Below are 21,277 nucleotides of genomic sequence, written 5' to 3'. Positions count from 1 at the left end.
GGGCCGGTGCCGAGCCCCGGCGCCTATTGCTGAGGCAACTGCCCCCATTGCCGGAACGCGTCCAGGAATACGCGCTCGCCGGACACGCCCTTGTCGAAGAGGAGCGCGGCCTTCTGGCCCGACGCGAAGCGGATCGGCAGCTCCATCCAGTTGCGCCGGAGCAGGAGTTCCGTGTTCCGGTCGACGTCGCCCCTGAGGTCTGACAGGCCGATCAGGAACACGTTCTCCTTCACGGGAACCGGCAGGCCCGCCACCGGAATGCCGCGGATCGTCTCCTCAGGCCGCATCATCGGTAGGGCGACGTCGCGCACGACGCGCGGCGGGGCGCCGTTCACCGAGGCGTTGGCGAAGGTCAGCTCGATCGTGTGCGAGGCCGGGAGCGCAGGATCGAGATTCCGCCGCACCGCGATGGTCAGCGTCAGGCCCGCGCTCGGCAACTCGACCGTGCCGCGGATGACAGTTTCGAGCGGCAGGCCCTGGCCCGCGTTCACGTTGTCCAGGCGCCACAAGGCCCGCCCCGTCGTGATGATCGGCTGCTGCGGATCGGACGGGTTTTCCTCGAAGATCAGCGCGCGCTGAGCCACCGCGACATCGCTCGGCGCGGTATCGCCCGCATTGCTGGGCGGCGCGGGCGGCGATGCCGGCCGCGGCTGCGGGGCGGCGGCACTCTGGGTCGGCTGCGGGGCGGCGGGCGGCCGGGCGGGCCGGTTGGGCTGGGGCTCTGCGGGAAGCCCGCCGACGCGCTCGGAGAACTTGTTGTTGTCGTTCTGAGCCGGCGCTGCCGCCACCGGCGGAGCCGTTTCCTGAGCGGGTTCCGGCCGCGGCTGGTCGCGCCAGAGCCAGGCCAGCGTCGCGACCGGGATCGCGAGGCAGACAAGGACGGCGAGCATGGCGAGCGGCCGCGTACGGCGGCCGCCGCGACGGATGGCGACGGGGCGGTTTTCCTCCGCCGCCTCGCCGGAACCGGACGGCGCGGGCGGCGCGACCTCCGCCTGTTTAGGCTGGTCGCGCTCCTCCGGCGGCACCGGCGAGCGGGCGCCGTCGGCGTAGCGGGCCTCGAGCTGCCGGATCGCGCTCTCGAGAGACGATCCCTCCCGGGCGATCTCGGCCTCGGTGAGAGGGGGCGTCACGGCCCGGAGTTGGTCCGCCAGGGTCCGCCGCGCACGATCATAGACGTTCTGGCGGGCCGTCGGGGCCGCGTCGGGCAGCCCGTCGATCAGCCTCGCCAGGAGGGAGTAGTAATCCGCCATACAGGCCCTAGGCCTCGAATGGGTTCTGCACCAGGATGGTGTCGCGCCGTTCGGGCGAGGTGGATAGCACGGTCACGGGCGCGCCGATCAACTCCTCGATCCGCCTGACGTATTTCACCGCCTCGGCCGGAAGCTCCGCCCAGGAGCGCGCGCCGGCGGTCGAGCCGCGCCAGCCCTCGACCTCCTCGTAGATCGGCTCCACCCGCGCCTGGGCGCCCTGGCTCGCCGGCAGGTAGTCGATCACCTCGCCGTCCAGCCGGTACCCCGTGCAGACCTTCAGGGTCTCGAAGCCGTCCAGCACGTCGAGCTTGGTGAGCGCGATGCCGTCGATGCCGGAGGTCCGCACCGTCTGGCGGACGAGGACCGCATCGAACCACCCGCAGCGCCGCTTGCGCCCCGTGACGACGCCGAACTCCTTGCCGCGCGCGCCGATCAGCTCGCCCGTCTCGTCGAGGAGCTCGGTCGGGAACGGGCCGGAGCCGACGCGCGTCGTGTAGGCCTTGGCGATCCCGAGCACGGTGCCGACGGCGCGCGGCCCCATGCCGGAACCCGTCGCGGCCTGGCCGGCGACCGTGTTGGAGGACGTGACGTAGGGATACGTGCCGTGGTCGACATCGAGCAAGGCGCCCTGCGCGCCCTCGAACAGGATGCGCTTGCCGGCCCGCCGCTCCTCGTCGAGGAGGCGCCAGACGGTGTCGATGAAGGGCAGCACCTTCGGGGCCACGGAGGCGAGCTCGTCGAAGATCGCCTGCGCATGGATCTCCTCCAGGCCGAGGCCGCGGCGGATCGCATTGTGATGCACGAGGCAGCGGTCGATCTTGACCGGCAGCGTGTCGAGATCGGCAAGATCCATGAGCCTGATCGCACGGCGGCCGACCTTGTCCTCGTAGGCCGGACCGATTCCGCGCTTCGTGGTGCCGATGGACGAGGCGCCGGCGGCAGCCTCCCGCAGCGCGTCGAGGTCGCGATGCAGCGACAGGATCAGCGTCGCGTTGTCCGCGATGCGCAGATTCTCGCGCGTGACTACCACGCCCTGCGCGGCGAGCGAGGCGATCTCGGTCACCAGCGCGTGCGGATCGAGCACGACGCCGTTCCCGATGACGGCGAGCTTGCCCGGCCGCACGACGCCCGAAGGCAGCAGCGAGAGCTTGTAGACCTTCCCGTCGATGACGAGCGTGTGGCCCGCATTGTGGCCGCCCTGGAAGCGCACCACCACGTCGGCCTGCTCCGAGAGCCAGTCGACGATCTTGCCTTTACCTTCGTCGCCCCATTGGGCGCCGACCACGACTACGTTGGCCATGGGCTCCGCACATAAAAAAACCGGCTCAAGGCCGGGATAACACGATTTGAACGCGAGCGCCCTTCTCCTCGATCGGGCCGGGCGGGTCAAGGTGACTTGGTGCCTCGGGCAACGCCGCCTACAGGCACGCTGACGACGAACAGGCTCTCGATGCGCCGCCACACGATCCGGCTATGGGCCGCCAGCGTTGCCGTCAGCGCAGCGGCGGGCATCCTCTACACGCTTCTGACAGGGGCGGAGCGGCCGCTCCTCGGCGCGGTCTTCGGGGTGCTGATCGGGACGCCCGTCCTCGCCTATGCCAGGGGCCTCCTCCTGCCCTCCCTGCGAGATCGCATCCGGGCATGCTCCACGCCGGTCTATCTGGCTGGATCGATCCTCGTCGTAGTGGTTCTCATCTACGGCGGCACCGTCTGCGCCGGAACCGTCCTGGCCCTGACCGGCGCCATCGCGCGCCCCTGGACCGAGCTTGCGATCCCGTCCGGGCCGGAACTCGCCTATTCGCTCCTCATCTCGGTCGTGATTCTCTCGACCCTTCGCATTCGCGACGTCATCGGCCCCGGAACCTTCGGCAACCTTCTGCTCGGGCGCTATCACAAGCCCGTTCGCGAGGAGCGGGCGTTCCTGTTCATTGATCTGGTGGGCTCCACGCGGTTCGCGGAGCGGCACGGCGACCTGCGCGCCCAGGAATATCTGGGGCGCTTCTTCGGGCGGCTTGCCCGGCCGGTGCGGAGCTTCGGCGGGAAGATCGACGATTACGTGGGCGACATGGCGATCGTGAGCTGGCCCGCCACCGACCGAGCCCTGGCGGACGCGGCGCCGGTCCGGTGCGTGTTCGCCATCCTGGACGACATAGCGGCGGCGGAAGCGGAGTGGCGGGGCGACTTCCAGGAATTACCGACCTTCCGGGCCGCGCTGCATAGCGGGCCGGTCGTCACCGCCGAGATCGGGCTCGAGCGGCACAAGATCACCTACTTCGGCGATGTGATGAACGCGACGGCGCGTCTCGAAAGCCTGTGCAAGGCGCTCGGAGAGCAGGTTCTCGCCTCGCGGGAGCTGATGGCGCGCATCGGGTCGCTGCCGGCGGGCTTCGAGGCGCGGTCGCTCGGGTCCCATTCCGTCCACGGACGCCAGGAGGCCCTGGAGGTCTTCGCGATTACCCGAACCGGTTCCCGCGATCAGCCCTCATAGGCGACCGCCTCCGGCCCGTGGAACACCGTCACCGTGTCGCGCCTGGCGATCGCGACCAGCGACACCCCGAGGGCCCGGGCGCGCTCGATGGCGAGCGAGGTCGGCGCCGAGATCGCCACGATGAGCCGCGCCCCGAGGGAGGCGGCCTTCTCGACCATCTCGAACGAGCAGCGGCTGGTCACCACCACGAAGCCGTTCGCCGGGTCGAGGCCAGTCCGCAGGATCGCCCCGACGAGCTTGTCGAGGGCGTTGTGCCGTCCGACATCCTCGCGGATCAGCATGATGGCGCCTTCCCGGTCGGCGAAGGCTGCGGCGTGCGTGGCGCCGGTGGCTCGGCTGAGGAGCTGCTTTTCGGGAAGGTCGCCGAGCGCCTTGGCGATAGCCCGGATGTCGATGGGCGAGAACGCGCCGTCCCGGTTCACTGGCTGCGCGCGCTCGAGGGCCTGGAGGTCCTCGATGCCGCAGACTCCGCAGCCGGTACGGCCTGACATCGAGCGGCGGCGAGCCAGGAGGTTGTGCATGCGATCGGGCGCGACGTCGATCGAGATGCCGAACCCGCGCTCTGCCTCAGTCACGACGACCCGGCGGATCTCCTCCACGCGCTCGACGATGCCCTCCGTGAGGCTGAAGCCGTAGCCGAAATCCTCGAGGTCCGCCGGAGTCAGCATCATAACGGCAAAGGGCACACCGCCGAAGCTCACCTCGACGCCGGTCTCGACCGCGATCTCCCGCTCGCCCGTCGTGGCGGCGGCGCCCGAGAGCGGGATCGTAACGGTAGTCGTATGTATCGTGCGCAGGGTGCCGTCCGACATCGTCCTGTTCTAGCCGGACCGCGCGCGAGAAGATATCCGGCCGGCATGGACCGCGAGCCCCACATCCCGCACCTCGCCATCGAGGCCGGTACGACTCGTGCCGCCGCGCAGGCGGAACTGCGCCGGGCTCTGACCGAGGCGGGGATCGATTCGGCCGCCCTGGATGCCCGGCTTCTCACGGCCGCAGCGCTCGGCGTAGGCGCCACATCGCTCCTGGCCGATCCGCAGCTTCCCTTGGGCGAGGAGGGGAGCGCGCGTCTCGCTGACATGGCGGCCCGTCGCCTCGCGCGCGAGCCCGTCGCCCGCATCTTGGGCCGGGCGGAGTTCTGGGGCCTTCCCTTCTCGCTCTCGCCCGAGACGCTGGCCCCGCGGCCGGATACCGAGACAATCGTCGAGGCGGCGCTTGACTCGGCGAGGAGGCGCGGCCGCCCCGGACGGATCCTGGACCTCGGGACAGGGTCCGGCTGCATCCTGGTCGCGCTCCTATCGGAGTTGAAGGACGACTTCGGGATCGGCCTCGACCGCTCGCCCGGCGCGCTTCTCACGGCCCGCCGCAATGCGGAAATGAACGGCGTTGCCGATCGGGCAGCCTTCGTGGCCTCCGACTGGGCGAGTGCGATCGAGGGCCGCTTCGCCCTGATCGTGTCGAACCCGCCCTATATTCGGGCTGCCGACATCCTGACGCTCGAGCCGGAAGTGTCGCATTTTGACCCCGCCCGCGCCCTCGACGGCGGAAAGAGCGGCCTCGAAGCCTACCGGGCTATACTTGATGATGCAGGACGTCTTCTTGAGAGAGACGGACTTATCGTCCTGGAACTTGGACATGATCAGGCGGAGAGCGTCGCGGTTCTCGCCGAGGAGCGCGGCTTCGCGGTCGAGGCGATCCGCCGGGACCTCGGTGGGCATCAGCGTGCGATGACGCTTTTCGCTGGGCCGGCTCTTGTTTCCCGTGGATAGAGCGCCACATCACGGTAGCAGATCAAAAATTGCTTGTTGACCGGAACAGAAGCAGCTAATTTGCTGTCGGTTAACGAGAATGGTCCAGGCTTGATGCGACGTAGCGGCATGCAGCCCACGATCGCTCGGGGACAACAAGGACCGCGCGTTCAGCCATGGTGCGGCGCGGTCGATCGAATCCTACACTGACGGACGGTCCGGCAAAACGAGATCCGGTCCGAGCTGAGGTGACGGGGATTGCGCAGGTCCAGTGCGGCCCGCGCAGGAGCCTGCTTGTCAGGGACACCAGCGAAGGTCTGAAAACATCGATGAGACCAGGACAGAACAGGCGGATGCGGGGGCGCACCCGTGGCAAGGGCCCGAACCCGCTGACCCGCTCCTACGAGTCGAACGGGCCAGACGTTAAGATCAGGGGTACTGCCCAGCACATCGCGGACAAGTATGCGCAGCTCGCGCGCGACGCGACGGCTAGTGGTGACCCGGTGGCGGCTGAGAACTACCTGCAGCATGCCGAGCATTACTATCGCCTGATTGCTGCGGCCCAGGAGACCTACCGGCAGCAATTCGGCACCCAGGGTCGGCCCTTCGACGAGGACGGCGAAGAGGGCGACGAGGAGGGCATGGGCTCGGGCGGGTTCCCCTACGGGCAGGGCGACCGCGGCATGCAGGCCGGCGGTGATGAGTTCGGCGAAGGCGGCGGCAATCCGTACGACACGCGCCAGGGCGGCGGTGACCGGCAGCCCCAGCAGGGTCGCTTCGACCGCGGCGAACGGCAGGACCGGGGCTACGATCGCGGTGAGCGGCAGGGCGGCGACCGGCAGGACCGCAACCAGCGCTTCGACCGGAATGGCGAGCGGTTCGATCGCAACGGTAATGGCTACGACCGGAACGGCAATCGGCCGCAGGGCGAGCGTTTCGACCGGAACGGCAGCAACTATCCGCAGCAGAACGGCGAGCGGTTCGATCGGCAGGATCGGCCTGAGGGTGGCGAGCGGCGCGAACGGACCGGCCGCGGCGAGAGCCGCGAAGGCGGCCGGCGCGAGTTCAACCGCGATCGCGAGCGCGGTCAGGGCCGCCAGGAGCGCTTCGCCGCGCCCCAGCAGGATGAGCGGGATGCCCCCGCAGCTGGCCTGCCGGCTTTCCTGACGACCCCCGTGCGGTCGACGATCGCCCTCGACCAGGACGAGCGTCACGAAGAGCGCAGCGAGGCCGTGGAAGCGCCGGTCCCGGCCTATGCGGCCGAACCCGAGGTCGCACCCGTCGTTGCCGAGGCGCCCGAGCCCCGGCCGCGCAGGACCCGTCGGACGCGCCGGACCGAACCGGCCGAGAGCCTCGATTTCGGCAGCTCCGAGGCCGAGAAGCCGGCTGAGTAGAGAAAAACAAAGAGGGAAGATCCGGGCAGGATCTTCCCTCTTTCCTTATGAGCCCTCGTCTGAGGACTCCTGATCGTACCCGTGCCGAAGATCTTCCGGTGCAGTCTTCGATGCCAGGATCAGCTCAGCGGGCGACCGCCGCCCGGACCAGCCACAGCATCGCGGCGACTTCGCAGATCACCGCATCGAGCTTCTGACCGATCCTGTCCATGACCCCGTCCCCCGTTCTCCGATGGGGATGTTTTGTCGGATCCGTAAGCCGGATTCCGTGCTGCCGCGCACATGGCCGAACACGGTCGAGCGCTTCATCCGTCTGAGTTCTGACGCGCCGCGGGGACGATCGCCGCCGCGAGTGCCGCACCGAGGCGCCTGTAGCCGGCTTCGCTGAGGTGCAGCATGTCGGCGAGAAGGCAGGGCTCCTCGCCGGGCGAGGGTACGAGAGCCGCGTCGGCGTCGAGCAGCGTCGCTCGAAGGCGCGCGAGCTCGGCGTTCAGGCGGGAGCGCTCATTCTGCCTGAAGCCCGGTGCCTCTCCGCGGCGCGGGATCGTGACGACGAAAGCGGCAGGATCACCCCATTGCCGGATCGCGGCTTCCAGCACGGCCGCGAGACCCTCGGCGATGGCCTCCGGCGGATCCCCATCGCCGAGGTTGTTCGTCCCGAGGAGCATGACGAGCGCGCGGGGCCTCAGATGGGCCGTGGGGATCGAGGCGAGCCGCCAGAGCGAATTCTGGACGCGATCCCCGGGCAGTCCGAAATTGAAGACGCGCCAGCGTGGAAGGGCGCTGTGCAGCAAAGCCTCTGGCCAGGCCGCCGCGAGCGAATCCCCGAAAAGGACGAGATCGGCCGCCTCTGGCATGCGCGCTTCGATCTGGGCAAGGCGCCTGAGGGCCGATGGCTTGGCCGGGGGCGCCGGGGTGAGGACGCGAGCCAGGGCCTGCGCCGGATCCATCAGGCCTCCCCCGGCCCGCGCAGGCCCGCGCGCTCGAGGATCTGCCGCCCGAGCAGGGGCGTGTAATGGAGGTTATCGAGCCACACATCCGTCGAGCCCAGGCGTGGATCGAACGGATGCCCCGCCCCGAGGTCGACGAGATCCAGGAAGCGCACGCCTTGCTCTGCCACCACCCGCCCGACATCCGCCCGCCATCGCGCGAGATCGTCCAGAAGGCCGAGCTCCGACATGATCTGTCGCTGTGCTCCGCTCACGGGTGCCAGGTAGACCGTCACCTCGCGCCCCCGTAAGGCCGACAGCGCTCGCTCCAGGTGGACCAGCGTCTCCGGCCGGTAGGGGGCGGTTGTGCGCCGACGGATGGCGTCGTTCTTCTCGGTGAGGTCCGGGGGTAACGGAGGCGTGATGCGGAAGCCATCCCGGGTCCAGGCGCCTGGATCCTCCGCGCCCGTGACCTCGTCCATGAAGCTGTCGCAGATCGCGTAGCGGCTGATCAGGCTGCCGAGGACGGTATTGGCGCGGCCGGTCGCATTGGTCAGCGCTCGGCTCAGCTGGACGGAGGCCGCGTCGCGCCGGGAAAACATGTAGTAATCGAGCCCGAGCAGCACGCGTTCCACGTCGTCCCGCGAGGCGACGACGCTCGCCACGATCGGCAGTTCCTCGCCCCGCAGGGCGGAGATACCGGCGTTGAACACCTGGCCCTGCAGGGAGGGCGCGACATCGCGCGGATCGAGCCCGTGGTAGACGGTCGAGCTGCCGACGAGCGCAACCCTGTAGTCGCGGGTGAGCGCCTGGAGGATCTTGGCGCGACGGGTCTGCCGATCGAGGAGCCGGTTCGAGCCGCCGGTCACTTCGAGCCAGGGCGGGGCCTCCCGGAATAGCCAATAGGCGTCGAACCAGACGACGCGGCCGACGATGAGCGCCAGCGCGAGCAGGAGCGTGGCCGCCGCCACGAAAAGAAGGGAGCGCCAGCCGGCGCGGGAGGAAGCGTCAGAACTGGGCATAGATGAAATCGGCATTGGTATCGTCGCCGACCTTCAGGAGAACCGCCGCGAGAAGGAGCGCCACGAGCGCGCCGGCCCAGCGCAGCGGGGGCAGTCCGCGGGACAGTTTCCATGCCGTCGGGCCGAGTGTCGCGAGCGCGACCGCGAGGGCGAGCAACTGCCAGAACTCCAATGGCGCGCTGCCGATCCCGGCCGCTGTGAGGCCCGTGAGCCCGACATAGACGGCCGTCGCCGCCTCGAAGCTCGGCGCCCGGAACAGCACCCAGGCGAGCGCCACGAAGGCGAAGGTGAGGGCCCAGCCCGCCGCTTTCGGCATCGACCGCCCGGCTTTGCGCCAGAGGAGGTGGAGGCCGAGCGCGGCGCCGTGCAGCGCGCCCCAGGCCACGAAGGTCCAGCCCGCCCCGTGCCAGAGGCCGCCCAGCGCCATGGTGGCGAAGAGGGCGAGAACCTGCCGCGGCAGGCCGTGCCGGTTTCCGCCGAACGGGATGTAGAGGTAGTCGCGCAGGAAGAACGACAGCGTGATGTGCCAGCGCCGCCAGAAATCCTGGATCGACACGGACCTGTAGGGGGCGTCGAAGTTCTGCGGCAGGACGATCCCGAACAGGAGCGCGAGGCCGAGCGCCATGTCGGTATAGCCCGAGAAGTCGAAATAGAGCTGGAACGTGTAGCCGAGCATCGCCTGCCAGGCCTCCAGCATCGTCGGGTCGGTGCCGGCCGCGACGCGCGCGTAGATCGGGTCGACATAGGTGCCGAGCGGGTCGCCGATGAAGACCTTCTTCGACAAGCCGAAGACGAGAAGCGCGAGTCCCCGCGCGACGCTCTCGGGGGAGGGCGGGGCCGGCCGTTCCGCAAGTTGCGGGAAGAGCTCCGCCGGTCGCACCAGCGGCCCCGCGATGATGCGGGGAAAGAACGCGATGTAGAGCGCGTAGTCGAGCAGCCCGACATGAGCCGTGCGGCCCGACTGCAGGTCGCTCAGATACGTGATGTGCTGGAACGTGAAGAACGAGATGCCGAGCGGAAAGGCGAGCCCGTAGCGGGGCAGCGTGACGCCCGGAAGGAGCGTCAGGAGGTCCGCGAAGAAGTCGAGATACTTGAAGATCCCGAGCAGAAGCAGGTTTGCGGCGATCCCCGCCGCGACCAGCGGCTTCCGCCCGGAACGCACGAAGGCGCCTGCGAGCAGCCAGTTCAGGAGGATGGAGGCGCCGAGCAGCGGGACGAAGCGGAGATCGAAGAAGCCGTAGAAGACGAAGGAGACGAGGACCAGATAGGCGGTCCTCAGGCGCGGCGCGGCGCGCAGGACGGCCGCATGGCCGAGCCACGCCGCAGGCAGGAAGATCAGAAGGAAGACGAGCGAGTTGAAGAGCATGAGGCGGCGGGCCGATCCATCCTAGGTTCTCGCCCGCGGGCCGGCGAGACAAGTCGCTTGTCTCGCATTTTCGCGCTGCCGCGTTTTTGACGAACGCACGCAAGGCGCTACAGGGGCGTGGGTGATCGCGCGACAGACGCGACCCGGGAGGAAGAATGCAGCAGACCTTCGCCTTTGCCGACCTGTTCCGCAGCGGCCTGCCGGATCCGGTCGCGCCCTTCGCAGGGCTGCCGCGCTACAATTTCGTCTTCGGGCACAACGACCCGGCGCAGGTCCCGGCAGGCGATCTCGCCGAGGCCGCGGCGCGCGTGCTGCGCAGCCAGGGACACCGCCTGGGCATGTACTATCTGGGCGGGGCACCGCAGGGCTACGAACCGCTGCGGGAATTCGTGGCCGAGAAGCTCGCGGCACGGAGCGGCATCCGGTGCCGGCCCGACGACGTGATGCTCACCTCCGGCTCGCTTCAGGCCATGGACCTGATCAACGGCCTGTTCCTGGCTCCGGGCGACACCGTGATCCTGGAGGAGTTCACCTATGGCGGGGCCATCACGAAGGTGCAGAAGCTCGGCGCCAACGTGATCGGTGCGCCGCTCGACGAGGGCGGCATCCGCACCGACCGCCTGCGGGCGATCCTCGAGGACCTGCGCGGCCGGGGCGTCCGGCCGAAATACATCTACACGATCCCGACCGTGCAGAACCCGACCGGCTCGATCATGAGCCTCGAGCGCCGCCACGAGCTTCTGGCGCTCTCGCGCGAGTTCGGCGTGCCGATCTGGGAGGACGAGTGCTACGCCGATCTCGTCTGGTCCGGGGAGCGGCCGCCCGCGCTCTATGCGCTCGACCCCTCGCGGGTGATCCATATCGGCTCGTTCTCCAAGTCGCTCGCGCCAGCCCTGCGCATCGGCTACGTGGTGGCGGATTGGCGGGTGCTCGGACAGCTTCTCGCGGCGAAGAGCGATGCCGGCTCCGGCGCGCTCGAGCAGATGGTCGTTGCGGAGTTCGTCCGCGACAGGTTCGACGATCACCTCACCGAGCTCACGCCAGCCCTGAAGCTGAAGCTCGACGCGATCGTCGAGGCGCTCGAGCGCGAATTCGGCACGGCTGCCGAGATCTTCGTGCCGCAGGGCGGGATCTTCGTCTGGCTGAAGCTGCCGGACAGCATCGATGTCCGCAGCTTTGCCAAGGCCGCGCTGGACGAGGGCGTCGCTTTCAATCCCGGCCCCGAATGGGCCTGCGATCCCGAGAGCGCGAAGAGCTACATGCGGCTCTGCTTCGCGCTGCCCTCGGTCGAGGACATCCAGGCCGGGGTGGCGAAGCTCGCCCGCATCTCCTTCGAGCATACGGGCGTGCCGGCGCATGGCGGGAACGTCCGGCGCTAGGCCCCTTCACGCGGCTGTCACGCGTCCCGACTAACCCCGCGCAATCCGGGAGAGAGCGATGCGATACTGGGCGAGCTTCGGGGCAGCGGCCATGATGGTCGCGACGGGGATAGGGCAGGCGGCGGAGGGGCCGCCCGCGCAGGTCGGCCCGCGGCCCTTCTACCTCGTCGACACGATGAAGCCCGGTCCCGCCCAGGACCGGCTCAGGCAATGCGGCCCGGACCGCACCTACACGGCGCGAAACTTCTCCATCTCGCATCGCGGCGCCCCGCTGCAATTTCCGGAGCACACGCGCGAGGGCATCATGGCGGCCGCCCGGATGGGCGCCGGCATCATCGAGTGCGACGTCGCCTTCACCAAGGACCGCCAGCTCGTCTGCCGGCACGCGCAATGCGACCTGCATACGACGACGAACATCCTCGCGAAGCCCGAGCTTGCAGCGAAATGCACGCAGAGCTTCCAGCCGGCCGATCCCGCGACCGGCCGAATGGCCTCGGCCAAGTGCTGCACGAGCGACCTGACGCTGGCCGAGTTCAAGACCCTCAAAGGCAAGATGGACGCCTCCGACCCGAACGCGACCACGGTCGAGGCCTTCATGAACGCCACCCCGCGCTGGCGGACGGACCTCTACGCCACCACCGGCACGCTGATGACGCACAAGGAATACATCGCGCTGGTGAAGTTGCTCGGCCGCAAGTTCACGCCCGAGCTCAAGGCGCCAGAGGTACCGATGCCCTTCGAGGGCAGCTACACCCAGGACAACTACGCCCAGCAACTCATAGACGAGTACAAGGAGGCCGGCATCCCCGCCTCCGACGTCTACCCGCAGAGCTTCCAGCTCCGAGACGTGCTTTACTGGCTGGAGAAGGAGCCCGAATTCGGCAGGCAGGCGGTCTTCCTCGACGAGCAGGACGATACCGACAAATCCTTCGACAACATGAAGCCGGAGACCTGGAAGCCCGGCATGGCCGAGCTCAAGCAGCGCGGCGTGAAGATCCTCGCGCCTCCGCTGTCCATGCTGGTCACGGTCGGGGATGGCGGCCGCATCGTGCCCTCCGCCTATGCGCTGGAAGCGAAGAAGGCCGGGCTTGGGCTGATCACCTGGTCGCTCGAGCGTTCCGGGCCGCTGAAGAACGGCGGCGGCTATTACTACCAGACCATCACGCCCGTGGTGGACCGCGACGGCGACACGCTGGCCCTGCTTGATGTCCTTTATCGTGACGTCGGCGTCCTCGGCGTCTTCTCGGACTGGCCGGCGACCACGACCTTCTACGCGAATTGCGTCGGCGCGCCCTGAGCGGCGCGCGACCTCTGCGTTCGAGGTCCGTAGCCGGTCACCATCGCACTTCGGCGCGAGACGGTCTAGATCGGTGCCAGTAGGGAGCCTCTCATGACCGAAAATCAGAACCGCCGCGTCATTCTCGCGAGCCGCCCGGAGGGCGAGCCGAAGCCGGAGAATTTCCGCCTCGAGACAGGTCCGGTCTCGCAGCCGGCTGAGGGCGAGGTGCTCATCCGGACGAAGTGGCTGTCGCTCGATCCTTACATGCGGGGCCGCATGAGCGCGGCGAAATCCTATGCCAAGCCCGTCGAGGTCGGCGCCGTCATGGAGGGCGGCACGGTCGGCGAGATCGTCGCGTCCCGCAACAATGCGTTCCGCGAGGGCGACATCGTGCTCAGCCATTCCGGCTGGCAGGATTATGCGCTCTCGAACGGCAAAGGCCTGCGCCGGCTCGATCCGGCCAAGGCGCCGGTGCAGACGGCCCTCGGCGTGCTCGGGATGCCGGGCATGACGGCCTATACGGGCTTGCGGAACATTGGCCGCCCCAAGGCGGGCGAGACCCTGGTGGTCGCCGCCGCGACCGGCCCTGTCGGGTCGGCCGTCGGGCAGATCGCCAAGATCCACGACGCCCGCGCCGTCGGGATCGCCGGCGGGCCGGAGAAGTGCCGGCTGCTCACGGAGAAGTTCGGCTTCGATGCGGCCATCGACCATCGTGCACCGGACATGGCCGAGCAACTCGCGAAGGCCTGCCCGAACGGGATCGACGTCTATTTCGAGAATGTCGGCGGGAAGGTGTGGGATGCGGTGTTCCCGCTGCTCAACGATTTCGCCCGGGTGCCGGTCTGCGGGATCGTCTCCCACTACAACGACACCGAACTGCCGCCCGGGCCCGACCGCACCCCGCAGCTCATGGGCGCCGTGCTGCGCAAGCGCCTGACGCTCCGGGGCTTCATCGTCTGGGACTTCGCCGCCGACGAGACGGACTTCGCCCGGGACATGAGCGCCTGGGTGAAGGAAGGGCGCGTGCACTACCTCGAGGACGTGGTCGAAGGCCTGGAGAACGCCCCGGAGGCCTTCATGGGGCTCCTGAAGGGGCGCAACATCGGCAAGCTCCTCGTGAAGGTGTCGTAGGCCCAAGGACCGGCCGGCCCGTGAACCGCGGGCCGGCCTCCGCGTTGCGGATGGGGCCCGGCGATCGGGCCTGCGAGGCGGAGAGGCCGGCCGGGATGGGAGCTGAAGGGCGCGAGGTCACGGACGGGGAAGGCAGGACCTGGACCTGCATCCAGGCCTTCGCCGGGCTCGGCAACGATCCGGAGAAGCGCGAGGCCGCGACGGTGGACGAAACCGGCAAGGTCGAGGTGGTCTGCACGCCCTCGGGCGGGGCCAGGTCCCGCCGCGTGGCGCTTTCGCCGGGCTGGGTGCGCCTCGGGGACGCGGAGCTCCTGGCCGCGATCGAGCGTGCTGAGCCGTAGCGGCCCGGCATGCATCGCATCCGGGCGGCTGTGGCCGCGCTTGCCTTGCTGGCCGCCGGCGCCGCCGAGGCGCAAACCGCCTCGGATGGCGAGACGCTCGAACAGAGCCTGTGCCGCCTCATCGAGAGTGCTGCGGGCAAGCACGCCGTGCCCGTCGGGTTCCTGACCCGCCTCATCTGGCAGGAGAGCAGCTTCCGCCCCGCGGTGATCAGTCCGGCCGGCGCGCAGGGCGTCGCCCAGTTCATGCCTGGGACCGCGCGCGAGCGGGGCCTCGCCGATCCATTCGACCCCGAGCAGGCGATCCCGGCCGCAGCCTCCTTCATCGCCGATCTGCGGCGCGCCTTCGGCAATCTGGGGCTCGCCGCTGCCGCCTATAACGGCGGGCCGACGCGGGTGACGAACTGGCTCGCCGGGCGCGGCGGGCTGCCGGACGAGACGCGCAGCTACGTCATCCGGATCACCGGCCGCTCGGCGGAGGACTGGGCCGAGGAACGCAAGACGAACGCGACTCCGCCCGATGCCGCGGGGCGGCCGGACCAGCCCTGCCTGCAGGTGACGGCGGAACTGCGCCGTGGCGGCGGGGGCGGGTTGTCGGTCATCGCGGAGGGCGCGCGGGCCCCCTGGGGCGTGCAGCTTGCCGGCAACTTCTCCAAGTCGGTCGCGCTCGCCTCCTATGCGCGAAACCGTGCGGGTCTCGCCTCGGTACTGGGCGATGTCCAGCCGATGATCCTCGGCTCGCGGCTGCGCAGCCGGGGCCGCGCCCTGTTCTATCGCGTGCGGGTCCCGGCGCAGACGCGGACGGAAGCGAATACGCTCTGCACCCGCATCCGTTCTGCCGGTGGTGCCTGCGCGGTTCTTCGCACCTAGGCTGTCGCCCGATCCGGGTAGATATCTCAGCCTATAATAGTGGACGACTTCATAGTCCGGAGATTTGGTCGCGCTGAAATAGACATGGTGGTATTGTGAGCAGGGCTGTTCATCAGGGGTGATTTAGGCGCTGTCTCAGGGAGGCGAGCATGGGCGGGGTATCTCTTCGCGTTCTCGCAATCGCGGCGGCCGCGACGTTTGTTGCTGGGCCGGACGCCAGAGCGGAGGATTCCGGGGAGGCCCAGTTCGGGAAAGTTCATTTCGAGACCTCGTGCAACGAGGTCGCCCAGCGCCGCTTCGATCGCGCCATGCGCTACCAGCATTCCTTCTGGTACCGGGCCTCGCGTGAATTGTTCGAGTCCGCGCTCGAGGCCGACCCGAGCTGCGCCATCGCCCGCTGGGGCGTTGCGCAGAGCCTCCTGCTCAACCCGCACTTCCCGGCCCCGGCCGATAATCTCGCGGCCGGCCTCGCGAGCCTCGAACAGGCGAGGGCGATGGGCGCCAAGACACAGCGCGAGCGCGACTACATCGAGACGCTTCTCGCCTTCTATGCGGGCCCGAAGGAACGGCCTTTCAAGGAGCGCGTCGAGGCCTACCTCGCGAAAGTCGAGGAGCTGGCCGGGCGCTACCCGGACGACGACGAGGCGCAGATCGCCTATGCGATCGCCCTCAACGTCGCGCATGTCCCGACGGACAAGACCTATGCGCGGCAGCTGAAGGGCGCGGCGATCCTGGAGCCCATCTTCGAACGGCAGCCGCGGCATCCCGGCGTCGCGCACTACCTCATCCACCTCTACGACTATCCGCCGATCGCCCAGCGGGGCCTCGACGCGGCCAAGCGCTATGCCCAGATCGCGCCGGCCGCGCCGCACGCGCAGCACATGCCGTCCCACGTCTTCACGCGTGTCGGCTATTGGCGCGACTCGATCGCCGCGAACCGGGCTTCGGCGCAGGCCGCCAAGGGCACGCGCGAGCCGCACGAGCAGCTCCACGCGATGGACTACATGGTCTACGCCTACCTGCAGGTCGCGGACGACGCGCAGGCCCGCAAGGTGCTGGACGAGATGCTGGCCGTGGCCGGCTATAGCCCGGACGTCCGGACCGGCTGGTTCGCGGTGGCAGCGAGCCAGGCGCGCTACGCCGTCGAGCGCGGCGATTGGGAGGGGGCGGCGAACCTGCCGGTGCGGCCTAGCCGCTTCCCCTACGCGGATTCGCAGGTCCATTTCGCCCGCGCGCTCGGCGCCGCCCGCACCGGTCGCATCGAGGCGGCACGGGCGGATATCTCCCGGCTCGGCGAGCTCAGGGACAAGCTCACGGAGGCGAAAGACGCCTATTGGGCCGAGCAGGTCGACATCCAGCGCCGGGTCGCGGAGGCTTGGCTGGCGCTTGCCGAGAACCGGCCCGACGAGGCCCTCGTGGCGCTGTCCATTGCCGCCGACATGGAGGACCGGACGGAGAAGTCGATCGTCACACCGGGTCCGGTCGTGCCGGCCCGCGAACTCCTGGGCGCAATGCTGCTCGAGCGCGGCATGGCCGGCGATGCCCGCACGGCCTTCGAGACCACCCTCAAGAAGGAGCCGAACCGCCTCGGCGCGACCCTCGGGGCCGCGAAGGCCGCGGAGCGTACGGGCGACCTGGACGCCGCGCGTGACCATTACCGCAAGGCGACGACCCTGACGGAGGGGAGCGAGGCGAGCCGGCCGGAGCTGAAGGAGGCGCAGGCCTTCCTGGCCCGCCGGACCTGACCGCGCCGGAGACGTGTCGTGGACCGGCTCCTCGCCTTTTCTTGCGCCGCCCTGGGGATCGGGGCGGCGCTCGCCCTGTCCGGCAGCTCGCGCGAGACGGGCTCCCACGCACCGTCCGCCTCGATGCCCCCGGCCTGGACGGAAGTGGGCTGGCCGTTCGGGCCCGATCCCTGGGGAAAGGGCAGGGCGTTCCGCTGCCAGGGCGGCGCCTGCGGGGCCGAGACCACGATCTACCTGCGGGCCAAGTTCGGGCTGTGCAACTGCGCGATCGGGATCGAGGGCGATTCCGATCTCGACCGCATGGGCGACCTCTACCTGCTCGGAGACGGCTTTGCGCCGGCAGGCGAGGGCCGCCCGATCGCCGTGGCCCACATGAAGGGGCGCAGCCGGTTCTACGGGATCGCGGCTCCGGCAGGCCGCAGAGAGGCCGCGATCATCATCGGTTACAGCGACCGCTGCGACATGGTGGTGGCGACGGCCCGGCTGGCGGGCGGCGGGCCGGAGGCGCTGGAGCCCGCCCTGCTCGCCTTTCTCCAAAGCGCTCCCGTCATGCGCTGGACCGAAGCGGCGCTCGGCCTCTGACGGGCGGGATCAGGCGTAGACGAGCGAGCCGTCCGGCGCCGGCCTCGCGGCGGGGTTCATCTTCGCCGGCTCCAGCGCGTGCGGCGCCATGATGTGGAACACGGTCTCGCCGCCCGCGATGAGGTAGTCGGCGATGACGCGCCGGTGGCAGCGCCACCAGACGGCCTCGGCGCACATGATGGCGGTCCGGCGCTCGCGGCCGAGCGAAACGAGGCGATCGAGGCCCTGCCGGAACGGCTCCGTCGCGGCGTAGTCGGCGTAGTTCCGGAAACTCGGATTGGTCCAGAACGTGTTCGGCGATTCCCCGCCGCCGCGCCGCTTCGACCGCAGCCCGCCGAGTTCGGCGATGTGCTCGTAGCCGATCTGGTATCCGGCGAGGCTCCCCGGCAGCGTGTCGCGGTTGAATTGCGGGTTGGTCCTCGAGCGCGGAACCGTCCGGACATCCACCACGAGGCCCACCTCGCCGAGCCGCAGCAGGTCCACGAAGTCCGGGATGCTCCAGGTGGAATGCCCGATCGTGAAGAACGGGAGGCGCTCGGCGGCCGTCACTTCGCGGCGGCCTCCGCGGCCGCCCTGCGCAGCCGCCGCGTCTCCTCGAACCGGGCGGTCACGTCGCGCATGACCGCCACCATGCCCTCCATCCGGCCGGACAGGTCCTTGATGGGCACGATGGTGAACTCGACCGAGATCGGCGTGCCGTCGCGACGCATGCTCGGGACGGAGAGGAGATCGCCCGCCCCGTAGCGGCTCTCGCCCGTCGCGACCGTGTGCCGGAATCCCGCCCAGTGCCGTGCCCGCAGGCGCTCGGGGATGATCACGTCGAGCGAGGCCCCGATCACCTCCGCGGCGGCGTGGCCGAAGATCCGCTCCGCGCCGGGGTTCCACAGGCGGATGATGCCGTCCCGGTCCGTCGCCACCACGGCATCGGCGGTGCCGGACAGGATCGCCTCGGCCGAGCGCTGCGCGAAGTCCATGCCGGTCTCCTCCCTCTGGGCACGGCCCGCGGAACCGCTGCGCGGCGCGGCCATTGCCCCGTCGCATCGCGGCCCGGGGCCTCCCCGCCCTGGATCGCCCCGGAGATGGACCGAAGAATGGCCGAGCGCAGCGCGATCCTGTACCGGATGGTACTTCCCGACCACACCTGCCCCTTCGGCGTGAAGGCGAAGCGGCTGCTGGAGGAGAGCGGGTTCGAGGTCGACGACCGGATCCTGCGCTCGCGCGACGAGGTGGACGCCTTCAAGGCCGAGCACGGCGTGCCGACCACCCCGCAGGTCTTCATCGGCGGCGAGCGGATCGGCGGCAGCGACGACCTCGAGCGCTACCTCGCGGCAGGGCGGTAGCGGGCGGCCTCACGGGCCGCCGCGGCCCCCCACCGCGCCGAAGACCTGCCCGGTCGAGAAGGTCGCCTCGTTCGAAGCAAGCAGCACGTAGAGCCCGGCGAGCTCCGCCGGCTGGCCCGGCCGCTCGGTCGGGCTGTCGCCGCCGAACTTCGGCAGGTCGTCCGGGAACTGCCCGCCGGAGGGCTGCAGCGGCGTCCAGACCGGTCCGGGCGCGACCGCGTTGACCCGGATCCCCTTCGGGGCGAGCTGCTTCGCCAGCGACTTGGTGAAGTTCGCATTCACGGCCTTGGTGGACGCATAGGCGAGGAGGTTCTCGCCGGGATCGTAGGCGTTCACCGAGCTCGTGTTGATGATCGCCGAGCCCGGCTTCAGGTGGGCCATCGCGGCCTTGGTGATCCAGAACGGCGCATAGACGTTGGTCTTGAAGGTCTGGTCGAATTCCTCGCTCGAGATGTCGGTGATCGACTTCCGCGGGCGCTGGAAGGCGGCGTTGTTGACCAGGATGTCGAGCCCGCCGAGCTCGCGCACGGCATCCGCCACGAGCTGCTGGCAGAAGGCCTCCTCGCGGATGTCGCCGGGCAGCGCGACGCCCTTGCGGCCGGCCTTGCGGATGATCTCGATCACCTCGCGCGCATCCTCCTCCTCGGCGGGCAGGTAGTTGATCGCCACATCCGCGCCCTCCCGCGCAAAGGCGATCACGGCCGCGCGGCCGATTCCGGAATCGCCGCCCGTCACCAGCGCCTTGCGGCCGGCGAGGCGGCCCGAGCCCTTGTAGCTCGTCTCGCCATGGTCCGGCCGCGGCTCCATCCTGGCGGCGAGGCCCGGCCAGGGCTGCTCCTGCTTCGGGAAGGGCGGCTTCGGATATTTCGTCGTGGGGTCGACCAGCGGCTGGGCCGCATTCCCGCCGCCCGACATCGCGGCGGCGCCTTGCTGCGACTGGGCGAGCGCGGGCGCCGCGAGCGCTGCCGCCACGCCGGTCGTGAGGCCGCCGACCAGGCGGCGGCGGGAGGGGTCGAAATCGTCGGACGGCATTGGCTCTCCGCTCTGTTCTCGGGGGTTCGGGACCGCGGTCCCATGCCGACCAACGCCCGCCCGGACCCGCCGGTGCCCGGGCACGAGGCCGCAGGTTCCCTTGGCCCGGGCCGCGCCCTACAAAGGTTTTCCAAGGATCGCCGCGGAGCATCGGCTCACGACGGCGACCGGAAACACAAGAGGGAGGTTACGACGTGAGGATGATCCGGCTCGCCTGCGCCTGGGCGGCTTTTGCAGCTTTGTCTTTTGCGCCCGCGGCGCAGGCCCAGTCCCCGTCGGGCATCGTCACGCTCGTCGTGCCCTACGCGGCGGGCGGCGGCACGGATGCGGTGGCGCGGCTGATCGGCGAGAAGATGTCGGGCACGCTGGGCCGGTCGGTCATCATCGAGAACGTGAGCGGCGCCGGCGGGACGATCGCCAACGACCGCGTCGCCCGCTCGGCGCCGGACGGGTCGACGATCCTCATCAACCACACGGGGCTGCTCTCCGCCCCGAGCCTGTTCAACAATCTCCGCTACGACACCAAGACCGCCTTCGAGCCGGTCGGCCTCGTCAACATCGCGCCCCTTCTCCTGGCCGGCCGGAAGACGATTCCCGGCTCGGGCCCGAAGGATTACGTGGCCTGGATGAAGGAGCAGGGCGCGAAGATGACCTTCGCGCATGGCGGCGTCGGCACCAACACCCAGCTCTGCGCCGTCCTGATCGGCAACGTGCTCGGCTTCAAGCCGGTCTTCGCCGCCTATCGGGGCTCCGGCCCGGCCCTCACGGACCTCATCGCCGGGCAGATCGACCTCATCTGCGACCAGGCGACCAGCGCGCTGCCGCATGTCCAGGCCGGATCGCTGCACGGGATCGCCGTGACGTCGAAGACCAGGCTCGAACAGGCCCCGGAGATCCCGACGGCGGCCGAAGCCGGCCTCTCCGACCTCGTCTACACGTTCTGGCATGGCCTCTACGTGGCGAAGGGCACGCCGAAGGAAACGGTCGCGGCGCTCAATGCGGCGCTCCGGGCGGCGGTGAGCGATCCGGGCGTGCGGGCGAAGCTCAAGGCGCTCGGGACGGACACCTTCCCCGAGGCCCAGATGACCCCGGAAGCGCACGCCGCCCTCTTCGCCGAGGACCTCGACCGCATCACGAAGCTCATCGAGAGCTCCGGCATCAAGGCCACCGAGGCGAAGTAGGGCGTCGGACTTCAGGGCGGCGCGTCTTCAGGTTCCAGCGAAACGCGCACGCGCCGTCCGTCCCCAACCCGGGGTCTGGTCCAGCGGTGGTTCAAAGAGCTGCCCGAAATCCTGTGAGGGAGCGGGATGCCGGTTCTCCGGCCTTCAATGATGGTGGTTTGCGGATTTGCCTGGTCCCTCCCGGCATCCCGCGACGGTCTTTT

20 protein-coding genes and 1 pseudogene are annotated in these 21,277 nt (G+C 69.6%); 12 read left to right on the top strand and 9 right to left on the bottom strand.

What is annotated here, in order from left to right:
* Positions 1-23: 23 nt before the first annotated feature.
* Positions 24-1,250, bottom strand: coding sequence for a histidine kinase (locus ACO2SS_RS12365; protein WP_423277959.1), 1,227 nt, complete (start codon positions 1,248-1,250; stop codon positions 24-26).
* 7 nt (positions 1,251-1,257) lie between these two features.
* Positions 1,258-2,550: an adenylosuccinate synthase gene (locus ACO2SS_RS12360; protein WP_423277957.1), complete on the bottom strand. Its 1,293-nt coding sequence runs from the start codon at positions 2,548-2,550 to the stop codon at positions 1,258-1,260.
* Between the two features lie 99 nt (positions 2,551-2,649).
* Between ACO2SS_RS12360 and ACO2SS_RS12355 the strand changes: the two genes are divergently transcribed.
* On the top strand, positions 2,650-3,738 hold the full coding sequence (locus ACO2SS_RS12355; protein ID WP_423277956.1) for an adenylate/guanylate cyclase domain-containing protein: 1,089 nt from the start codon (positions 2,650-2,652) through the stop codon (positions 3,736-3,738).
* Here the strand turns inward: ACO2SS_RS12355 and fdhD are convergent.
* Positions 3,726-4,550, bottom strand: a complete 825-nt coding sequence (gene fdhD / locus ACO2SS_RS12350; RefSeq protein ID WP_423277955.1) for a formate dehydrogenase accessory sulfurtransferase FdhD — start codon at positions 4,548-4,550, stop codon at positions 3,726-3,728. The genes ACO2SS_RS12355 and fdhD overlap by 13 nt on opposite strands.
* A 45-nt stretch (positions 4,551-4,595) precedes the next feature.
* Here fdhD and prmC point away from each other — a divergent pair, with 45 nt between their 5' ends.
* Both prmC and ACO2SS_RS12340 read left to right on the top strand, forming a co-directional pair.
* The gene (prmC, locus tag ACO2SS_RS12345) at positions 4,596-5,507 is read left to right on the top strand and encodes a peptide chain release factor N(5)-glutamine methyltransferase (protein ID WP_423277954.1); all 912 of its coding nucleotides are present in this window, start codon (positions 4,596-4,598) and stop codon (positions 5,505-5,507) included.
* Between the two features lie 332 nt (positions 5,508-5,839).
* Positions 5,840-6,880, top strand: coding sequence for a DUF4167 domain-containing protein (locus ACO2SS_RS12340; protein ID WP_423277953.1), 1,041 nt, complete (start codon positions 5,840-5,842; stop codon positions 6,878-6,880).
* Positions 6,881-7,185: 305 nt separating this feature from the next.
* Here the strand turns inward: ACO2SS_RS12340 and ACO2SS_RS12335 are convergent, their stop codons facing one another.
* Genes ACO2SS_RS12335 through ACO2SS_RS12325 form a run of 3 tightly spaced genes read right to left on the bottom strand, consistent with a single transcriptional unit; the run spans position 7,186 to position 10,197 of the window.
* The gene (locus tag ACO2SS_RS12335) at positions 7,186-7,830 is read right to left on the bottom strand and encodes a GDSL-type esterase/lipase family protein (RefSeq protein ID WP_423277952.1); all 645 of its coding nucleotides are present in this window, start codon (positions 7,828-7,830) and stop codon (positions 7,186-7,188) included.
* Positions 7,830-8,831: a hypothetical protein gene (locus ACO2SS_RS12330; RefSeq protein WP_423277951.1), complete on the bottom strand. Its 1,002-nt coding sequence runs from the start codon at positions 8,829-8,831 to the stop codon at positions 7,830-7,832. The genes ACO2SS_RS12335 and ACO2SS_RS12330 overlap by 1 nt, the downstream gene beginning before the upstream one ends.
* A complete protein-coding gene (locus ACO2SS_RS12325; RefSeq protein WP_423277950.1) occupies positions 8,818-10,197 on the bottom strand; it encodes an MBOAT family O-acyltransferase in 1,380 nt (459 codons plus the stop codon). The genes ACO2SS_RS12330 and ACO2SS_RS12325 overlap by 14 nt, the downstream gene beginning before the upstream one ends.
* A gap of 155 nt (positions 10,198-10,352) precedes the next feature.
* On the opposite strand from ACO2SS_RS12325, the gene ACO2SS_RS12320 reads away from it, so the two are divergent.
* From ACO2SS_RS12320 to ACO2SS_RS12290, 7 genes are all read left to right on the top strand, one after another.
* Positions 10,353-11,576, top strand: coding sequence for a PLP-dependent aminotransferase family protein (locus tag ACO2SS_RS12320; RefSeq protein ID WP_423277949.1), 1,224 nt, complete (start codon positions 10,353-10,355; stop codon positions 11,574-11,576).
* A gap of 58 nt (positions 11,577-11,634) precedes the next feature.
* Positions 11,635-12,873: a glycerophosphodiester phosphodiesterase family protein gene (locus ACO2SS_RS12315; RefSeq protein ID WP_423277948.1), complete on the top strand. Its 1,239-nt coding sequence runs from the start codon at positions 11,635-11,637 to the stop codon at positions 12,871-12,873.
* Positions 12,874-12,966: 93 nt separating this feature from the next.
* Positions 12,967-13,986 (top strand): NADP-dependent oxidoreductase, encoded by a 1,020-nt coding sequence (locus tag ACO2SS_RS12310; protein ID WP_423277947.1) that lies wholly within the window; start codon positions 12,967-12,969, stop codon positions 13,984-13,986.
* A gap of 95 nt (positions 13,987-14,081) precedes the next feature.
* The gene (locus ACO2SS_RS12305) at positions 14,082-14,327 is read left to right on the top strand and encodes a hypothetical protein (protein ID WP_423277946.1); all 246 of its coding nucleotides are present in this window, start codon (positions 14,082-14,084) and stop codon (positions 14,325-14,327) included.
* Between the two features lie 9 nt (positions 14,328-14,336).
* The gene (locus ACO2SS_RS12300; RefSeq protein ID WP_423277945.1) at positions 14,337-15,194 is read left to right on the top strand and encodes a lytic transglycosylase domain-containing protein; all 858 of its coding nucleotides are present in this window, start codon (positions 14,337-14,339) and stop codon (positions 15,192-15,194) included.
* Between the two features lie 149 nt (positions 15,195-15,343).
* Positions 15,344-16,939 (top strand): tetratricopeptide repeat protein, encoded by a 1,596-nt coding sequence (locus tag ACO2SS_RS12295; protein WP_423277944.1) that lies wholly within the window; start codon positions 15,344-15,346, stop codon positions 16,937-16,939.
* Positions 16,940-16,957: 18 nt separating this feature from the next.
* Entirely contained in the window at positions 16,958-17,521 is a 564-nt protein-coding gene (locus ACO2SS_RS12290) for a hypothetical protein (RefSeq protein ID WP_423277943.1), read from the top strand.
* 9 nt (positions 17,522-17,530) lie between these two features.
* Here ACO2SS_RS12290 and ACO2SS_RS12285 read toward each other — a convergent pair whose 3' ends face one another.
* Positions 17,531-18,070: a DUF488 family protein gene (locus ACO2SS_RS12285; protein WP_423277942.1), complete on the bottom strand. Its 540-nt coding sequence runs from the start codon at positions 18,068-18,070 to the stop codon at positions 17,531-17,533.
* On the bottom strand, positions 18,067-18,495 hold the full coding sequence (locus ACO2SS_RS12280) for a PAS domain-containing protein (protein WP_423277941.1): 429 nt from the start codon (positions 18,493-18,495) through the stop codon (positions 18,067-18,069). The genes ACO2SS_RS12285 and ACO2SS_RS12280 overlap by 4 nt, the downstream gene beginning before the upstream one ends.
* A 105-nt stretch (positions 18,496-18,600) precedes the next feature.
* Here ACO2SS_RS12280 and ACO2SS_RS12275 point away from each other — a divergent pair.
* Positions 18,601-18,846 (top strand): annotated as a pseudogene (locus tag ACO2SS_RS12275) (glutaredoxin domain-containing protein); the annotation flags it as partial.
* A gap of 24 nt (positions 18,847-18,870) precedes the next feature.
* On the opposite strand, the gene ACO2SS_RS12270 reads toward ACO2SS_RS12275, so the two are convergent.
* Positions 18,871-19,776, bottom strand: coding sequence for an SDR family oxidoreductase (locus ACO2SS_RS12270; RefSeq protein WP_423278089.1), 906 nt, complete (start codon positions 19,774-19,776; stop codon positions 18,871-18,873).
* Positions 19,777-20,093: 317 nt separating this feature from the next.
* Between ACO2SS_RS12270 and ACO2SS_RS12265 the strand changes: the two genes are divergently transcribed.
* The gene (locus ACO2SS_RS12265) at positions 20,094-21,074 is read left to right on the top strand and encodes a Bug family tripartite tricarboxylate transporter substrate binding protein (RefSeq protein WP_423278088.1); all 981 of its coding nucleotides are present in this window, start codon (positions 20,094-20,096) and stop codon (positions 21,072-21,074) included.
* The last annotated feature ends 203 nt before the right edge of the window (positions 21,075-21,277 follow it).

It is taken from the genome of Enterovirga sp. CN4-39, from assembly GCF_049446235.1.
Lineage (GTDB): Bacteria > Pseudomonadota > Alphaproteobacteria > Rhizobiales > Beijerinckiaceae > Enterovirga.
Note: the sequence above shows the minus strand (reverse complement) of the source record. Positions and strands in the feature narration are given on the sequence as shown.

Coding starts and splice junctions, on each gene's coding strand:
- ACO2SS_RS12365 (WP_423277959.1), bottom strand. CDS start 1,250: ATGGCGGATTACTACTCCCTCCTGGCGAGGCTGATCGACGGGCTGCCC.
- ACO2SS_RS12360 (WP_423277957.1), bottom strand. CDS start 2,550: ATGGCCAACGTAGTCGTGGTCGGCGCCCAATGGGGCGACGAAGGTAAA.
- fdhD (WP_423277955.1), bottom strand. CDS start 4,550: ATGTCGGACGGCACCCTGCGCACGATACATACGACTACCGTTACGATC.
- prmC (WP_423277954.1), top strand. CDS start 4,596: ATGGACCGCGAGCCCCACATCCCGCACCTCGCCATCGAGGCCGGTACG.
- ACO2SS_RS12340 (WP_423277953.1), top strand. CDS start 5,840: ATGCGGGGGCGCACCCGTGGCAAGGGCCCGAACCCGCTGACCCGCTCC.
- ACO2SS_RS12335 (WP_423277952.1), bottom strand. CDS start 7,830: ATGGATCCGGCGCAGGCCCTGGCTCGCGTCCTCACCCCGGCGCCCCCG.
- ACO2SS_RS12330 (WP_423277951.1), bottom strand. CDS start 8,831: ATGCCCAGTTCTGACGCTTCCTCCCGCGCCGGCTGGCGCTCCCTTCTT.
- ACO2SS_RS12325 (WP_423277950.1), bottom strand. CDS start 10,197: ATGCTCTTCAACTCGCTCGTCTTCCTTCTGATCTTCCTGCCTGCGGCG.
- ACO2SS_RS12320 (WP_423277949.1), top strand. CDS start 10,353: ATGCAGCAGACCTTCGCCTTTGCCGACCTGTTCCGCAGCGGCCTGCCG.
- ACO2SS_RS12315 (WP_423277948.1), top strand. CDS start 11,635: ATGCGATACTGGGCGAGCTTCGGGGCAGCGGCCATGATGGTCGCGACG.
- ACO2SS_RS12310 (WP_423277947.1), top strand. CDS start 12,967: ATGACCGAAAATCAGAACCGCCGCGTCATTCTCGCGAGCCGCCCGGAG.
- ACO2SS_RS12305 (WP_423277946.1), top strand. CDS start 14,082: ATGGGAGCTGAAGGGCGCGAGGTCACGGACGGGGAAGGCAGGACCTGG.
- ACO2SS_RS12300 (WP_423277945.1), top strand. CDS start 14,337: ATGCATCGCATCCGGGCGGCTGTGGCCGCGCTTGCCTTGCTGGCCGCC.
- ACO2SS_RS12295 (WP_423277944.1), top strand. CDS start 15,344: ATGGGCGGGGTATCTCTTCGCGTTCTCGCAATCGCGGCGGCCGCGACG.
- ACO2SS_RS12280 (WP_423277941.1), bottom strand. CDS start 18,495: ATGGACTTCGCGCAGCGCTCGGCCGAGGCGATCCTGTCCGGCACCGCC.
- ACO2SS_RS12270 (WP_423278089.1), bottom strand. CDS start 19,776: ATGTCGGGCGGCGGGAATGCGGCCCAGCCGCTGGTCGACCCCACGACG.
- ACO2SS_RS12265 (WP_423278088.1), top strand. CDS start 20,094: ATGATCCGGCTCGCCTGCGCCTGGGCGGCTTTTGCAGCTTTGTCTTTT.